The 14,626-nt window shown below is 62.7% G+C and carries 15 protein-coding genes and 1 pseudogene; 8 read left to right on the top strand and 8 right to left on the bottom strand.

Going from position 1 to position 14,626, the window contains the following annotated elements; all coding sequences use genetic code 11:
- Window positions 1-6: 6 nt before the first annotated feature.
- A complete protein-coding gene (gene lolD / locus PM2_RS23195) occupies window positions 7-690 on the top strand; it encodes a lipoprotein-releasing ABC transporter ATP-binding protein LolD (RefSeq protein WP_174244669.1) in 684 nt (227 codons plus the stop codon).
- A gap of 61 nt (window positions 691-751) precedes the next feature.
- Window positions 752-1,993 (top strand): lipoprotein-releasing ABC transporter permease subunit, encoded by a 1,242-nt coding sequence (locus tag PM2_RS23190; protein ID WP_025754455.1) that lies wholly within the window; start codon window positions 752-754, stop codon window positions 1,991-1,993.
- A 41-nt stretch (window positions 1,994-2,034) separates the two neighbouring features.
- Here the strand turns inward: PM2_RS23190 and PM2_RS23185 are convergent, their stop codons facing one another.
- Together PM2_RS23185 and cinR are read right to left on the bottom strand one after the other, a co-directional pair.
- On the bottom strand, window positions 2,035-3,387 hold the full coding sequence (locus tag PM2_RS23185; RefSeq protein ID WP_016714914.1) for a heavy metal sensor histidine kinase: 1,353 nt from the start codon (window positions 3,385-3,387) through the stop codon (window positions 2,035-2,037).
- Window positions 3,384-4,064, bottom strand: a complete 681-nt coding sequence (gene cinR, locus PM2_RS23180) for a two-component system response regulator CinR (RefSeq protein ID WP_016714915.1) — start codon at window positions 4,062-4,064, stop codon at window positions 3,384-3,386. The genes PM2_RS23185 and cinR overlap by 4 nt, the downstream gene beginning before the upstream one ends.
- A 160-nt stretch (window positions 4,065-4,224) precedes the next feature.
- On the opposite strand from cinR, the gene PM2_RS23175 reads away from it, so the two are divergent.
- Window positions 4,225-4,734 (top strand): cupredoxin domain-containing protein, encoded by a 510-nt coding sequence (locus PM2_RS23175; RefSeq protein WP_016714916.1) that lies wholly within the window; start codon window positions 4,225-4,227, stop codon window positions 4,732-4,734.
- 68 nt (window positions 4,735-4,802) lie between these two features.
- A complete protein-coding gene (gene queF, locus PM2_RS23170; RefSeq protein ID WP_016714917.1) occupies window positions 4,803-5,633 on the top strand; it encodes an NADPH-dependent 7-cyano-7-deazaguanine reductase QueF in 831 nt (276 codons plus the stop codon).
- Window positions 5,634-5,666: 33 nt separating this feature from the next.
- On the opposite strand, the gene PM2_RS23165 is transcribed toward queF, so the two are convergent.
- Window positions 5,667-5,930 carry a DUF4404 family protein gene (locus PM2_RS23165; RefSeq protein ID WP_003248815.1) on the bottom strand — a complete coding sequence of 88 codons (264 nt, stop codon included), beginning with the start codon at window positions 5,928-5,930 and terminating at the stop codon, window positions 5,667-5,669.
- Between the two features lie 122 nt (window positions 5,931-6,052).
- Window positions 6,053-6,619, bottom strand: a complete 567-nt coding sequence (pcrP, locus tag PM2_RS23160) for an HAD superfamily inactivated hydrolase PcrP (protein ID WP_016714918.1) — start codon at window positions 6,617-6,619, stop codon at window positions 6,053-6,055.
- 201 nt (window positions 6,620-6,820) lie between these two features.
- Here pcrP and PM2_RS23155 point away from each other — a divergent pair, with 201 nt between their 5' ends.
- A complete protein-coding gene (locus PM2_RS23155) occupies window positions 6,821-7,528 on the top strand; it encodes an MlaA family lipoprotein (protein ID WP_016714919.1) in 708 nt (235 codons plus the stop codon).
- A gap of 34 nt (window positions 7,529-7,562) precedes the next feature.
- On the opposite strand, the gene PM2_RS23150 is transcribed toward PM2_RS23155, so the two are convergent.
- On the bottom strand, window positions 7,563-7,862 hold the full coding sequence (locus PM2_RS23150) for a PilZ domain-containing protein (RefSeq protein WP_016714920.1): 300 nt from the start codon (window positions 7,860-7,862) through the stop codon (window positions 7,563-7,565).
- 281 nt (window positions 7,863-8,143) lie between these two features.
- Between PM2_RS23150 and rssB the strand changes: the two genes are divergently transcribed.
- Window positions 8,144-9,325, top strand: coding sequence for a two-component system response regulator RssB (rssB, locus tag PM2_RS23145; protein ID WP_028699764.1), 1,182 nt, complete (start codon window positions 8,144-8,146; stop codon window positions 9,323-9,325).
- Window positions 9,322-9,804 (top strand): anti-sigma factor antagonist RssC, encoded by a 483-nt coding sequence (gene rssC / locus PM2_RS23140; protein WP_009686305.1) that lies wholly within the window; start codon window positions 9,322-9,324, stop codon window positions 9,802-9,804. Before rssB ends, rssC begins: the two co-directional genes overlap by 4 nt.
- 12 nt (window positions 9,805-9,816) lie before the next feature.
- Here rssC and PM2_RS23135 read toward each other — a convergent pair whose 3' ends face one another.
- The 3 genes from PM2_RS23135 to dusA all read right to left on the bottom strand — a co-directional run bounded on the left by PM2_RS23135 (window position 9,817) and on the right by dusA (window position 13,918).
- Window positions 9,817-11,667, bottom strand: a complete 1,851-nt coding sequence (locus PM2_RS23135) for an alkaline phosphatase D family protein (RefSeq protein ID WP_016714922.1) — start codon at window positions 11,665-11,667, stop codon at window positions 9,817-9,819.
- A gap of 144 nt (window positions 11,668-11,811) precedes the next feature.
- Complete coding sequence (gene tal / locus PM2_RS23130; protein WP_028699765.1) at window positions 11,812-12,738, bottom strand: transaldolase; 927 nt, start codon at window positions 12,736-12,738, stop codon at window positions 11,812-11,814.
- Between the two features lie 169 nt (window positions 12,739-12,907).
- Window positions 12,908-13,918, bottom strand: coding sequence for a tRNA dihydrouridine(20/20a) synthase DusA (dusA, locus tag PM2_RS23125; protein ID WP_016714924.1), 1,011 nt, complete (start codon window positions 13,916-13,918; stop codon window positions 12,908-12,910).
- Between the two features lie 94 nt (window positions 13,919-14,012).
- On the opposite strand from dusA, the pseudogene PM2_RS23120 reads away from it, so the two are divergent.
- Window positions 14,013-14,532: pseudogene (locus tag PM2_RS23120) on the top strand (tyrosine-type recombinase/integrase).
- The last annotated feature ends 94 nt before the right edge of the window (window positions 14,533-14,626 follow it).

Raw genomic sequence — 14,626 nt, 5'->3', positions numbered from 1 at the left:
TCGCGCATGAGTGATAAAGCCGTTCTGAGTTGCCGCAACCTGGGCAAGTCCTACGACGAGGGCCCGGAGTCGGTGCAGGTGCTGTCCGGGCTCAACCTGGAGCTGCACGCCGGCGAGCGGGTGGCCATTGTCGGCAGCTCCGGTTCGGGCAAGAGTACCTTGCTCAACCTGCTGGGCGGCCTCGACCGGCCGACCCAGGGCAGCGTCTGGCTGGCCGGCGAAGAACTGTCGGCGCTGGGCGAGCGCGCCCGTGGCCTGCTGCGCAACCGAGAGCTGGGCTTTGTCTACCAGTTCCACCACCTGTTGCCAGAGTTCACCGCCATTGAGAACGTGTGCATGCCGCTGCTGATCGGCCGCACGCCCATCCCCGAGGCCCGTGAGCGCGCCGAGGCGCTGCTCAAGCGCGTGGGCCTGGGCCATCGCCTGAACCACAAACCGGCCGAGCTGTCCGGTGGTGAGCGCCAGCGTGTGGCGATTGCCCGGGCCCTGGTCAACCGCCCTGGCCTGGTGATGCTCGACGAGCCGACTGGCAACCTCGACCACCATACCGCCCAGGGCATCCAGGAGCTGATGCAGGAGCTGTCCAGCGCCTCGCGCACGGCGTTCCTGGTGGTGACCCACGACCTCAACCTGGCGCGGCAGATGGACCGTGTATTGAAGCTCGACGACGGCCACCTGGTGGCCATCTGATCGACTGCCCGGGGTGGCAGGTGCCGCCCCGTTTTCCTGTTTTCACTGGGTGATTCCGTACATGTTCAGACCCTTGCCCATTTTCATCGGCGCGCGCTACACCCGAGCCAAGCGTCGCAACCACTTCATCTCGTTCATTTCGATGACCTCGATGATCGGCCTGTCGCTGGGTGTGCTGGCGATGATCGTGGTGTTGTCGGTGATGAACGGCTTCCAGCGTGAAATGAGCGCGCGCATTCTTGGCCTGGTGCCGCATGCTGCCATCCTGGGCGTGCAGCCGATGGACGACTGGCACAAGGTGGCCGACGCGGCCCTGCAGAACCCGGCGGTGATGGCGGCAGCGCCGATTACCGAAATGGAAGGCATGCTGTCGTACAAGGGGGCGATGCAGCCGATCCAGGTGGGCGGTATCGACCCGGCCGAAGAGGGCAAAGTCTCTATCGTTGGCCAGCACATCGTGCAGGGCCGCTTGCAGGACCTGCAACCGGGTGAGTTCGGCGTGGTCATCGGCGAGCTGACGGCGCGTCGCTTCCGCCTGAACACCGGCGACAAGCTGACCCTGATCGTGCCGGAAATCAGCAAGGAGCCGGGCGGGATTACCCCGCGTATGCAGCGCCTGACCGTGGTCGGTATTTTCAAGGTGGGCGCCGAGCTGGACGGTTCGCAGGCTTACATCCACGTGGCGGATGCCGGTGAGATGCAGCGCTGGGCGCCGGGCCAGGTGCAGGGCGTGCGGTTGAAACTGCATGACCTGTATGCCGCGCCGCAGGTGTCCAAGGCCATCGCTGCCGGGCTGGGCGATGCCTACCGCGCCGATGACTGGTCGCACACCCAGGGTAGCCTGTTCAGCGCCATGAAGATGGAAAAGACCATGATCGGCCTGTTGCTGATGATGATCATTGCGGTGGCCGCGTTCAACATCATCGCCACCCTGGTGATGGTGGTGAACGACAAGGGGCCGGACATTGCCATCCTGCGCACCCTGGGCGCCACGCCGGCGCAGATCATGGGCACGTTCATGGTTCAGGGCAGCCTGATCGGCATTGTCGGTACGTTGATTGGTGGCGTGCTGGGGGTGATTGCGGCGTTCAATGTCAGCCAGATCGTTGGATGGCTGGAGCGGGTGAGCGGGCAGCACATCTTTACGTCGGATGTGTACTTTGTCAGCAGCTTACCATCGCAGTTGCAGTGGGGGGATGTGGCGATCATCTGCACTGCGGGCCTGGTGATGAGCTTTTTGGCGACCATTTACCCGGCATATCGGGCATCGCAGGTGCAGCCGGCGATTGGCCTGGCGGTTTGATGTTTACCTGAGAGTCTGGGGGCTGCGAAGCAGCCCCAATTTCAACGATCCTGAGTGAACTCGATCAAAAACCGCGTCCACCCATCCTCGCATTCCGCCCGGATGCACCCGCCATGGGCCTGCACGATCGACCGGGTAATCGCCAAACCCAACCCCGCATGTTCGCTGCTGCCTTCCCGTCGCGCAGGGTCGACCCGGTAGAAGCGGTCGAACAACCGTGGTAGCGCCGCAGGGTCAATAGCCTGCCCGGTATTGGCCACGCAGATTGTAGGCCCCGGCTCCAGCGTCACCCTTATCTGCCCGCCCGCCGGGGTAAACCGCAGGGCATTGTCCAGCAAGTTGGACAACGCTCGCCGCAGCATATGCCGGTCGCCCTGCAACACGGCTTCTCCCTCACGCAACATCTGCACCCCGCTGTCCTCGGCGAGCGGCGCGTAGTACTCCAGCAGTGCATCCACTTCTTCATGCAACGCCAGCGGCGCCTGCCCCGGCACCAGCAGGCCGTGATCGGCCTTGGCCAGGAACAGCATGTCGTTGATCATCTGCGCCATCCACTGCAGCTCTTCCAGGTTGCCATGCAGCGCCTCGCGGTACTCCTCCAGGCTGCGGGGGCGGGTGAGGGTGACCTGGGTGTGGGTTAGCAGGTTGGACAGGGGGGTGCGCAGCTCGTGGGCGATGTCGGCAGAAAACGCCGACAGGCGCTGGAAGGCATCGTCCAGGCGTTGCAGCATGGCGTTCATGCTGGTGGCCAGCTCGGCCAGTTCTTCGGGCATCTGCGCCACCGGCAGGCGGGTGGTGAGCGAACGTGCCGACACGCCAGCGGCCACCTGGCCCATCTGCCGCAAAGGGCGTAGCCCACTGCGTGCGGCCCAGGCGCCAAGCAGCGCGGTGGCCAGCGCCGACAGGCCGACGGTTAGCCAGATCAACCGTTGCATGCCTTGCAGGAAGTGCTGGTGGTGGGTGATGTCCAGGTAAAGGGTGAGTTGCGGCGACGGTGTTGTGCCTTGTGCCAGGTGCATGGCCAGGCTGCGGTAGTCGGTACCTTGCGCGTGCAGGGTAGCCAGCCCGGCGGGCCGTGGTGCCTGCGGCAGCCCTGTGCGGCTTTCGAACCAGGTGGTGCCGTCGTTGCCGCTGATGCGCAAGGCCAGGTCGGCCTGGTGGCTCAGCTCATCGTGCAGGGCGGGCAGGCGGGCCTGTAAATCTTCCGGCGTGCTGATGCCGGCCAGTTGTGCGCGGAACAGCGACAGGCGCGAGTCCAGCAATTGTTGGTCCAGCTCGACGAAATGCTGCTCGCTGGCCTTGCTGAACAACAGGCCGGCACCAAGCGAGACGGCTGCTGTGCAGGCGGCGAACAACAGGGCCAAACGGCTGCCGAGGGAAAGCCTGCGCATCAATCTGCACGCTCTTCGAGTACATACCCCATGCCGCGTACGGTGTGGATGAGTTTGTTGGGGTGCGGGTCGTCAATCTTCAGTCGCAAGCGGCGGATTGCCACCTCGATCACGTTGGTGTCGCTGTCGAAGTTCATGTCCCATACCTGCGAGGCAATCAGCGATTTTGGCAGCACCTCGCCCTGGCGGCGCAGCAGCAGTTCGAGCAGGGCGAACTCCTTGGCGGTCAGGTCGATGCGCTGGCCGGCGCGCTCGGCGCGGCGGCGGATCAGGTCCAGGCGCAGGTCGGCCAAGCTCAGGATGGTGTCCTGGCCGGGGTTGGTGCCACGGCGCAGCAAGGTGCGCACCCGGGCCAGCAGCTCGGAGAAGGCAAAGGGCTTGACCAGGTAATCATCGGCGCCCAGCTCCAGGCCGTGCACGCGGTCTTCGACGGCGTCGCGTGCGGTGAGGAACAGTACCGGCGTGTCGAGGCCGGCCTGGCGCACCGCTTGCAGGATTTGCCAGCCATCCCTGCCGGGCAGCATCACGTCGAGGATCAGCAGGTCATGGTCACCGGTCAGCGCCAGGAACTGGCCGGTTTCGCCATCGGTGGCCAGTTCGGTGGCGAAGCCGGCTTCGCTCAGGCCTTGGCTCAGGTACTGGCCGGTGCGGGCCTGGTCTTCGACGATCAGCAATTTCATTGGGTAGCTTGCCTCCAGCAAGGGCCGGGTGATGCTTGAAATGATACGTGACTATCCCGGTCGTCACTCAAGCTGACAACGTTGTAATCTCCCTGTCAGGTTGCCGCCAGCCGTCCCCGACTAAGGTCGCCTCATACTGTTGTGCATGCCCGGAGTCATCATGAAACACCTGTTCATCGCCGCCACCCTTGCCTTGGTCAGCCTGCCAGCCTTTTCTGCCGAGGCGAAAACCTTCGCCTTCGGCGAGCCGGCCCCGGCGGCCAAAGCCAGCCGCACGGTGGACGTGGTGCTCAAAGACATTGCCTTCGAGCCCAAGAGCCTGCAGGTAAAAGCCGGTGAGACGGTGCGCTTCGTGCTGGTCAACGAGGGCAAGCTGCCGCACGAGTTCAACCTGGGTGACAAGGCCATGCATGCCGAGCACCAGAAAGAAATGGTCGCCATGCAAGGCAGGATGTTCACCCAGGCCATGAATCATGAAGGCATGGATCACAGCCAGATGATGGATCACGGTGGCGGCCATGGTCACGGCGGTGGCAATACCGTGCTGGTAATGCCCGGCCAGCGCGCCGAGCTGACCTGGACCTTCCGCCAGTCGGCGCCCATCGAGTTTGCCTGCAACGTACCAGGGCATTACCAGGCCGGTATGGTCGGGGCCTTGACCATCGAGTGACTTGCCCTGCAAGGCGGGGTGCAAAACCGGTAAACTAGGGGCAATTTCGAACCTTTAGGTCAGTTTCCATGCATCCCGCTGCCGAACACTCCCCGCTGGGCAAATCCAGCGAATACATTGCCACCTACTCCCCGGAGCAGCTGTTCCCGATTCCGCGTACTGCCAAGTGGGCCGAGCTGGGCGTCACTGCGCAGACCTTGCCCTGGCAGGGCGTGGATTACTGGAACTGTTTTGAGCTGAGCTGGCTGCTGCCGTCGGGCAAGCCTGTGGTGGCGATCGGCGAGTTCGCCATTCCGGCTGATTCGCCGAACATCATCGAATCCAAGTCGTTCAAGCTGTACCTCAACTCGCTGAACCAGACGGTGTTCGCCTCGCTGGGCGAGTTGCAGGCGTGCCTGGAAAAAGACCTGTCCGCTGCCGCTGGCAAGCCGGTGGGCGTGAAAGTGCGGACCTTGGCCGAGGTCGAGGCCCAGGGTGTGGTGGCTTTGCCGGGGCTGTGCATCGATGCGCTGGATGTGGCCATCAGCAACTACGAGCAGCCGCAGCCAGAACTGCTGCACTGCAACCCGGAGCGGGTTGTGGAAGAAACCTTGCACAGCCACTTGCTGAAGTCCAACTGCCCGGTTACCGGCCAGCCGGACTGGGGCAGCGTGGTGGTCGAGTACAAGGGCAGGGCGCTGGACCATGCCAGCCTGCTGACCTACCTGATCAGCTTCCGCCAGCATGCCGACTTCCACGAGCAGTGCGTGGAACGCATTTACCTGGACTTGAAGAACCTGCTGCAGCCGGAGCACCTGACGGTGTATGCGCGTTATGTGCGCCGGGGTGGGCTGGACATCAACCCTTACCGCAGCACCGGGGCCATCAGCCCGCAGAACACGCGGCTGGTTCGGCAGTAAGGTATGGGGGCCGCCAAGCGGCCCCCGGCTATTTCAGATCCCCATGCTGTGCAGCGAGTTGGCAATACTGCGCAGGGTGGCGGTGAGGTCGGGGTGGTCGGCCTCGAAGCGTTCGATCGCCAGGTTCACGCCATCCACCAAGTTGTTGTCCGGCGTGGCTTCCTCAAGTTTCAGTTGCGCCTCAATCTGGCGCGCTTCTTCGTGCAGCGCGGCCAGCTCTTCTTCCGAAAGCGGTACGTTGCGGTCCAGTTGCTCGCGCAAGCTGTTCAGGCGCTCTTGCAATTCGCGGGCAGGCATTGGCAGTTCTCCATCAATGGCTTGGCAAGCCATGGACCTCAGCGAAGCGGCAAAGGTTCTGGCCTGTCTTCAGCGTAATCCACCTGCCGCCGCTTTGCATGATCCGTGTCAAAGGTGCTGTATCAGGGTTTTTCACCTTTGCGCCGGCGCTGCGCGATGTCCTGCAGGCAGGTATCCAGTGCTTCGAGGTGGTCGATTACCGAATGCACGCCCAGGCTGAACAGCTCCAGCGTCGCCTTGCCGCGGGCCAGGTCTTGTTCCTGTGTACTCATGGCTTGCCATTGCTGCGAGCTGCGGTCGCAGAGCGGGCTGCAGGCCGCCAGGCCCACCGTCCACAGGCCCGCGTTAAGGCCCGACTGCAGCAGGCGCGGGTCGCCGCTGACCAGCACGCAGCCGTCCAGGCGTTCGCTGTCCAGGCTCATCAAGGCCTGCCAGCAGGCATTGGGCGCTGGCCAGCGGACGCCGTTGACCAGGTGCCCTGGCAGCCAGTCGGGCAGCACATGGGCCAGGCGTTTGCTGTGGGCGGCGGTGAGGTCATCCAGCCAGATGCACGGCACCTGGCGATGACGCAGGCTGGCGAGGGTGGCCAGTGCGCCGGGGGCGGGTGAGGGGGCGCCGCCATTGGCAGCCTGCACCAGGCAGCCGCGCAAGCCGAACAGCACAGCAGTGAATGCAGGTGCAGCGTCCATGGCAACTTCCCCCAAATAGTCCGCAGGCTATTCGCTGATTGTTACCGGCCTGTGACAGGCTCGCCCGCGCAACAGTTGTTCACAAAATATTGAGCAAAAATGTGTAAAGCTGTTTATCAGGCCGCAAGCCTCTATACTGCCGCCTTACCAGCAGCGCGCCCCGTTGCGCGTGCGGCCGAGAAATTCGATGGAGAGACATCTATGCGTAGGATCGGTGCCAGTGTGATCGAACGAGTCACCCAGGCCTGTGTCTGTGCCAGCTTGCTGCTGGCGCCCGTGGCAGCCACCCAGGCCGCCACCGAGGAAGATCCCTGGGAAGCGGTCAACCGCCCGATCTTCCGTTTCAACGATACCCTCGACACCTATGCCCTGAAGCCATTGGCCAAGGGCTACCAGACGGTCACCCCGCAGTTCCTTGAAGATGGCATCCACAACATCTTCCGCAACCTGGGCGACGTGACCAATCTGGCCAACGACCTGCTGCAGCTCAAGCCTCATGCAGCGGGCGTGGACACTGCGCGGCTGATCGTCAACACCACGTTCGGCCTGGGCGGCTTCTTCGATGTGGGTACCAAGATGGGCCTGCAACGTAATGACGAGGACTTTGGCCAGACCTTGGGTTATTGGGGCGTGCCGAGCGGCCCTTACGTAGTCATCCCGCTGCTGGGGCCGAGCACCGTACGTGACGGCGTAGCCAAGTACCCGGACACCTACACCAAACCCTACCGCTACATCGACCATGTGCCGACGCGCAACTCGATCTTCGCCCTGGATGTGGTCGACACCCGTGCCGACCTGTTGTCGGCCGAAAAGCTGATTCAGGGTGACAAGTACATCTTCATTCGCAACGCCTACCTGCAGAACCGCGAGTTCAAGGTGAAGGACGGCGAAGTCGAAGACGACTTCTGATCCGTGAGCCTGGGGCTGCAACGCGGCCCCAGGTTCAGTGCATCGCCAGAATCCGCAACCCGAACTTCTGCTGCCCGCCCGCCTGGTCGGCAATCCATACCACTTCGGTGCTGGCATGCAGCCCTTTCAGCGCCGGGTGGTCTGAGTCGATCCGCACCTCGATATGATCCCCCACCAGAAAGCGCTGCGGTGCTTGCACCTGCATGCCGCCGCTGGACAGGTCCAGGCACACGGCCGCAATCACCTGGCCCTCATGCAACAGGCTGACCTCGGTGTCGAGGCGCATACGGATAAAGTCGCGTTTCTCGCTGTGGCTGGAGGGCGTGTGGGGCATGCTGCATCCTTCCCATCGGGTTGCGCTGGTCGACTTTCTTATAACTCCCGGTGATTTGCCCTGTAAAGAGCGGCGAGGTCGACCCTTGCATGCTTGAAACCCCTGCCGGATGGGAGTACCGTCTGCGCCTTACAAGGTAGCTCTGACAGTTGCCGGAGAGTTGCCGGGCAGGTGTTCTTGTCCTACAACTCAAGTAGAGTGTGACCCTAAAGAATTCCCGTAGCTGGCCGTCTGCCTTGCCGACACCGCTGCACCAACCTAAATCGGCGCCGTTCGCCCACATGCAGAAAACCAGTGCAACGCTGCTGATCATCGATGACGACGACGTGGTCCGTGCGAGCCTCGCCGCCTATCTTGAAGACAGTGGCTTCAGCGTCCTCCAGGCCGGTAATGGCCAGCAGGGGCTTCAGGTCTTCGAAGAACACCAGCCCGACCTCGTGATCTGCGATCTGCGCATGCCGCAGATGGGTGGCCTCGAACTGATCCGCCAGGTCAGCGAGCGCGCGCCGCAGTTGCCGGTGATCGTGGTGTCTGGTGCCGGCGTCATGAGTGATGCGGTGGAGGCGTTGCGCCTGGGCGCCGCCGACTACCTGATCAAGCCGCTGGAAGACCTGGCCGTACTCGAGCATTCGGTGCGCCGCGCCCTCGACCGTTCGCGCCTGGTGCTGGAAAACCAGCGCTATCGCGACAAGCTCGAAGCCGCCAACCGCGAACTGGAGGCCAGCCTGCACTTGCTGCAGGAGGACCAGACCGCCGGTCGCCAGGTGCAGATGAACATGCTGCCGGAAAGCCCCTGGGCAGCCGGTGAGTTCGCTTTCGCGCACCAGATCATTCCGTCGCTGTACCTGTCGGGTGATTTTGTCGATTACTTCCGCGTGGACGAGCGGCGCATTGCCTTCTACCTTGCCGATGTTTCCGGGCATGGCGCGTCGTCGGCCTTTGTCACCGTGCTGTTGAAGTTCATGACCACGCGGCTCATGTTCGAGCTCAAGCGCAGCAGGATGCGCGAGTTCAAGCCGTCGGAAGTGCTTAGCCATATCAACCGCGGCCTGATCAATAGCAAGCTGGGCAAGCACGTCACCATGGTCGGCGGTGTGATCGACGAAGAGTCCGGTCTGCTGACCTACGCCGTGGGCGGTCATCTGCCGCTGCCGGTGCTGTACACCCCCGATAATGCCCGCTACCTGGAAGGCCGTGGCCTGCCGGTGGGGCTGTTCGAGGAGGCCATCTACCAGGATCTGGTAGTGGAGCTGCCACCGCAGTTCAGCCTCAGCCTGATGTCCGATGGCATTCTGGACCTTTTGCCGGGTGACACGCTCAAAGATAAAGAAACCGCCTTGCCGGAGATCGTCAAGGCAGCAGGTGGCAGCTTGGATGGGCTGCGTCAACGATTCGGATTGGCTACGCTTGGGGAGATGCCGGATGATATCGCCCTATTGGTGTTGAGCAGGAACCTTCAATGAGTACCGGTAGAATCCAGTTCGCCGAGCAGAGTGGTACCTTCGTACTGAAATTTGTCGGTGAAGTGCGCCTGACCCTGTGTTCGGCGCTGGATGCGACGATCGAGAAGATTTTCACGGCGTTGAACTTCTCGGCGATTGTCATCGACCTGACTGAAACCGAAAGCATCGACAGCACCACCCTGGGCCTGCTGGCCAAGCTGTCGATCCTGTCGCGGCAGAAGGTGGGCTTGCTGCCGACTGTGGTTACCACTAATCCAGACATTTCCCGGTTGCTGCAGTCGATGGGCTTCGATCAGGTGTTCAACATCGTCGATCGCCCAATCCCGTGCCCGGAATGCCTGACCGACCTGCCATCGCAGGACCAGAACGAAGACGTGGTGCGCTCCAAGGTGCTGGAGGCGCACAAGATCCTCATGGGCCTGAACGACTCCAACCGCGAAGCGTTCCATGACCTGGTCAACGCGCTGGAGCGAAGCTGACCTGTTGCCTGGCTACCGCCCGGCAACAAACTCGGTTGCTTCAGCGCCGCCGGCATCCAGCTGAAGTACCCGCACTGGCCGCCCCTGTTCGTCGAAGAACACCTGCCCCAACCCCGCCCCGTTCCAAAGCCGCTCTCCAGCCTTGCTGTGGCTGGGCGTACGCGGTACCACTTCCATCTCCCGGCGCCTGGTGAACCAGTTCAACGGCGAGCGTGGCGAATACAGCCAGCGGTTGAGCCGGTCGAGCACATCCAGCAAACGCCGGGGGAACTCGTTCTTGATCCCGCTGCTGGTCACCTGCCACAAGTGCGGGCTGCGCTGGCGGTGGCGGATCAGCACTTCATAGACGAACGAGTAGTGCACATCCCCGGACAGCACCACATAGTGCCCCGGTGTACGGGAGTGGCGGAAGATGTTGAGGATGACCTGCGCCGCCCCTCGGTGGGCCATCCAGTTTTCGGCATCTACCAAGAGTGGATAGCCTAGCCAGCTGAACACCTTTTGCACCGTCTCGATCAGCTTCACGCCAAAAATCGGCGCAGGTGACACGATGACCGCAGACGGGTGGTCGAGCAGTGCTTGCTGCAACTCGCTCAGCGCCTCCCAATCGAGCAGGCCGGACGGCTTGGCCAAACTGCTTTCACTGCGCCAGCGCCGGGTGCGGGTGTCCAGCACCAGCAGGGGCGGGTTTGTGGGCAGGCTGAAGTGCCAGCCCTGGAAGCGCAACAGCTCGTCGATCAGCTCATCCTGGTGTTGGCTGGTCAGCGCCTGGCATTGCTCGGTCAGTGGCTTGCAGCCGTCCGGGTTGTTACCCCAGGCCTGGCACAGCAGGTAGCCGAGCAGGGCGTTGCCGATAATGCGCCGCGAGAACGGATGGCCGTAGGCGGTTTCTTCCCACTGTGCCGAGAGGTTCCAGTCGTCGGTGATGTCGTGGTCGTCGAAAATCATCAGGCAGGGCAGGTGGGCCATCACCCGCGCCACCTGGTCGAGGTTGTCGGCAAACGCCTGGATCAATGGCAGCTCTTGCCGGTAACGGGCCTGGCGCTGGTCGGTAAGACCGGTGGGCATGTCCAGGTTCACCAGTTGCCAAGGCACCGGTGACCACACCAGCAGGTACATGGCCATGACCTCGGCGAAGGTCACCAAGTGGTTGTCGGCGTTGCTGGACGAGAAAATCGGCTTGCGCTTGCCGCCAAAAAAACGCTCGCGCAAGGTGTCGTTGTGTTCCTGCGCCGGCAGCAGGTCGGCGCGGTGGTAGTAGCTGGCCGGGTGCTGGTAAAGCGCCTGGCTATCCGGCACCACCGCACCCTCCAGCTGCTCGTCGAACAGGCCCAGGCGCGCGATCAGGGTATGGATGGCGCGCAGCATGGGGCCGGCGACATCGTCGGCGTACACTTGGTCGCCGGTCATCAGCAGCACGGCCGGGCGGTCTTCGGGCTTTGTGCAGGCCTTGAGCAGGCGATCGGCGCACAACAGGCCATCGGCAGCGGGGTGGTGCGGCTTGCGGCAGGAACCGTGCAGCAAGTGGTCGAGGCGGTCGCGCAGCACCAGGCTTGGGCGCTGGGTGCCGGGGTAGAGCAAGTGTGGCGCCCAACTGGCGATGCCTTGACCGTTGATCATCAGATCGTAGTCAAGCAGCTGGTTGCAGGGCAGGGGATTTGCGAAGTGGATATCCAGCAGGTGAATGAAGGCCTGCTGGCCGACCGGGAGAACCTGGCAATCGACCTGGGCCTCGCCTGCGGGGCAGATGAAATCGGGTTGCAGCGGTTGGGTGGCGACCAGCCAGATGGCCAGGCGCTGGGGCTCCAGGCGGCGCAGTACCGGGCCGGCGAGCACGAGGGGCAATGGGGTAGAGGGGGTCATCGACAGCTCGGGTGGCTATGCGGGCCTCTTTGCGGGCAAGCCCGCGAAAAGGCCCTGGAATTCAGTACACAACTAAAACAGGGCAAAACAAAACGGGCGGAAAATGCTGAACACCTCCCGCCCGTCAGGCAAACCCGAACTGTATCAGGCCTTTTCAGCCATTAACTTCTCCAGCTTTTCCTGGTCCCGCGCAAACTGGCGGATACCCTCGGCCAACTTCTCGGTGCCCATGGCATCTTCGTTCATCGCCCAGCGGAACTGGCTTTCATTCAGCTGCTGCTTGGGTTCACCCGCATTGCCAGGCTTGAGCACGCGCGGCAGCTCACCCTGGTCATCGCTCAACTGCTGCAACAGCTCAGGGCTGATTGTCAGGCGGTCGCAACCGGCCAGTTGTTCGATCTGGCCGATATTGCGGAAGCTGGCGCCCATGACCACGGTGTTGTAGCTATTGGCCTTGTAGTAGTTGTAGATGCGCGTGACCGACTGCACGCCCGGGTCATCGGCGCCGACGTACTCCTGGCCGGTGCTTTTCTTGTACCAGTCGTAGATGCGGCCCACGAACGGCGAAATCAGGAACACCCCGGCATCGGCGCAGGCTTGTGCCTGGGCGAAGGAGAACAGCAGGGTGAGGTTAGTCTGGATGCCTTCCTTCTCCAGCTGCTCGGCGGCACGGATGCCTTCCCAGGTGGAAGCCAGCTTGATCAGCACGCGGTCTTTGGAGACCCCGGCTGCGTCATACAGCCCGATCAACTGGCGGGCTTTGGTCAGCAGAGCCGCTTCATCGAACGACAGGCGCGCATCCACTTCAGTGGAGATACGCCCCGGGATGGCCTTGAGAATGCCCGAGCCCACGGCCACTGCGAACTTGTCGCAAGCCAGGTCGACATTGCCCTTGGCATCGGCCTTCACCTGCGTGAGCAGATCGGCATAGCCCGGGATGGCGGCGGCCTTGAGCAGTAGCGACGGGTTGGTGGTGGCATCGACCGGCTTCAGGCGGGTGATGGCATCCAGGTCCCCGGTGTCGGCGACCACGGTGGTGAACTGCTTGAGTTGTTCCAGCTTGGAGGTCATGGGCGTGCTCTGTCCTGTGCAATGACTCGACATTACCCGAGCCCCGACGGCCGCTCAAGGGCCGTCGAAACCATGCAGGCAAGCGGTGGAAGCAGGCTTGCCCGCGAAGGGCGGTGCGAAAGGTGAAGATTCGAGTCGCAAGCCGGCCCGAGGTTCCCAATCCCGCTTGTCACCGCCCTTGCAACAACTCCACTGCCTGATCAAACACCGCCAACGGCTCAGCGGCCTTGTGAATATCCGCCGACAGCAATTGGCGGAAGCGCCGAGCGCCCTTGAACCCCTGCGCCAACCCTAGAATGTGCCGGGTAACGTGATGCATCGCGCCACCACTTGCCATATGCGCTACGATGTAAGGCCGCAGCTGTGCCAGCGCCTCGCTACGGCTGACCACCGGCGCTGCGCTGCCAAACAGCTGCTGGTCTACCTCGGCCAGCAGGTAAGGGTTGTGATACGCCTCACGCCCCAGCATCACGCCATCGAAGGTTTCAAGGTGCGCCTGGCATTCGGCCAGGGTCTTGATCCCGCCGTTGAGCACGATCTCCAGGTCCGGGAAGTCGGCCTTCAACTGCGCTGCCACGTCATAGCGCAGCGGCGGGATTTCGCGGTTCTCCTTCGGCGACAGCCCCTCCAGGATCGCGATGCGCGCATGCACGGTAAAACTCCGGCAGCCAGCCTCTCGCACCTGCCCAACGAAGTCGCACAGTTCGGCGTAGCTGTCGCGGCCATTGATGCCAATGCGGTGCTTGACCGTCACCGGCGTCGACACCGCATCACGCATGGCCTTCACGCAATCGGCCACCAGCGCCGGGTGTGCCATCAGGCAAGCGCCGATCATGTTGTTTTGCACCCGGTCGCTCGGGCAGCCGACGTTGAGGTTGACCTCGTCGTAGCCGGCCTCCTCGGCCAGGCGCGCGCAGGCAGCCAGGTCGGCGGGCACACTACCGCCCAATTGCAGGGCCAGCGGGTGCTCGGAGACGTCGTGGCGCAGGAAGCGGTGGGCGTCGTTGTGGAGAAGGGCGCCGGTGGTGACCATCTCGGTGTAGAGCAGGGTTTGGCTGGAGAGCAGGCGCAGGAAGAAGCGGCAGTGGCGGTCTGTCCAGTCCATCATAGGTGCAACGCTGAACCGGCGAGAGGGCTCAGGGCGCGTGGTTTGTGGCTTTGAGGCTGATTCTAGGGGCATTCTGGTCTACGCATTTTTGTGCCATTTTTTGGGGTTTTTGGTGTGGCGGTGGTGCGATGTACCAATGCCAGCCACGCTTGTACCACCGGAAATCATGGCAACGATTAGAGCAAGGAAAAAGGCCGATGGAACGGTTGGCTATACCGTTCAGATCTGCCTCAAGAAAAAGGGTGTCCTAGTCTACCAAGAAGACCGGACGTTCGCCCGTAGGCAGGCTGCTCAACGCTGGGCGAAGCGACGGGAGACCGAATTGGCCAGGGCGGCGTGGGGCTATGAGATTGACGCGCAAGCAATGCCAGATGCGCGCCTCGTGCTTAAGAAATTCGGGTACAACCTTAAAAGACACGGACTCAATCGGCACAGCCTGGTCGAAGGCATGCAAGATGAAAGGGATAGAGGACCTGCACTTCCACGACTTGCGTCACGAAGGGGTGAGTCGGTTGTTTGAAATGGACTGGGACATACCCAGGGTCTCAAGCGTATCTGGTCACCGTGATTGGAACTCGCTGCGGCGATATACCCATTTGCGTGGGCGAGGGGATGGGTATAAAGGTTGGAAGTGGCTGGATCGGATCATTCAGGCACCGGTTAAACTCGGCGCCCGGGCTGAGTAGGCGGGTGGATAACGATGCTACCTCTATATGCGCTTAGTGGTGGTAGGCATCGGCTGTGTGTCGATTGCGGGCAGTCGCGAACGGCTGCTCTCGA

This window comes from Pseudomonas monteilii NBRC 103158 = DSM 14164 (genome assembly GCF_000730605.1).
Taxonomy (GTDB): domain Bacteria; phylum Pseudomonadota; class Gammaproteobacteria; order Pseudomonadales; family Pseudomonadaceae; genus Aquipseudomonas; species Aquipseudomonas monteilii.
Note: the sequence above shows the minus strand (reverse complement) of the source record. Positions and strands in the feature narration are given on the sequence as shown.

Bases quoted from the DNA above. Each gene is read 5' to 3' on its own strand.
- rssB (WP_028699764.1), top strand. From the start codon at position 8,144: ATGCAGAAAACCAGTGCAACGCTGCTGATCATCGATGACGACGACGTG.
- PM2_RS23135 (WP_016714922.1), bottom strand. From the start codon at position 11,667: ATGACCCCCTCTACCCCATTGCCCCTCGTGCTCGCCGGCCCGGTACTG.
- PM2_RS23155 (WP_016714919.1), top strand. From the start codon at position 6,821: ATGCGTAGGATCGGTGCCAGTGTGATCGAACGAGTCACCCAGGCCTGT.
- PM2_RS23165 (WP_003248815.1), bottom strand. From the start codon at position 5,930: ATGCCTGCCCGCGAATTGCAAGAGCGCCTGAACAGCTTGCGCGAGCAA.
- lolD (WP_174244669.1), top strand. From the start codon at position 7: ATGAGTGATAAAGCCGTTCTGAGTTGCCGCAACCTGGGCAAGTCCTAC.
- dusA (WP_016714924.1), bottom strand. From the start codon at position 13,918: ATGCCCCTAGAATCAGCCTCAAAGCCACAAACCACGCGCCCTGAGCCC.
- PM2_RS23190 (WP_025754455.1), top strand. From the start codon at position 752: ATGTTCAGACCCTTGCCCATTTTCATCGGCGCGCGCTACACCCGAGCC.
- cinR (WP_016714915.1), bottom strand. From the start codon at position 4,064: ATGAAATTGCTGATCGTCGAAGACCAGGCCCGCACCGGCCAGTACCTG.
- pcrP (WP_016714918.1), bottom strand. From the start codon at position 6,619: ATGGACGCTGCACCTGCATTCACTGCTGTGCTGTTCGGCTTGCGCGGC.
- tal (WP_028699765.1), bottom strand. From the start codon at position 12,738: ATGACCTCCAAGCTGGAACAACTCAAGCAGTTCACCACCGTGGTCGCC.
- PM2_RS23150 (WP_016714920.1), bottom strand. From the start codon at position 7,862: ATGCCCCACACGCCCTCCAGCCACAGCGAGAAACGCGACTTTATCCGT.
- rssC (WP_009686305.1), top strand. From the start codon at position 9,322: ATGAGTACCGGTAGAATCCAGTTCGCCGAGCAGAGTGGTACCTTCGTA.
- PM2_RS23175 (WP_016714916.1), top strand. From the start codon at position 4,225: ATGAAACACCTGTTCATCGCCGCCACCCTTGCCTTGGTCAGCCTGCCA.
- queF (WP_016714917.1), top strand. From the start codon at position 4,803: ATGCATCCCGCTGCCGAACACTCCCCGCTGGGCAAATCCAGCGAATAC.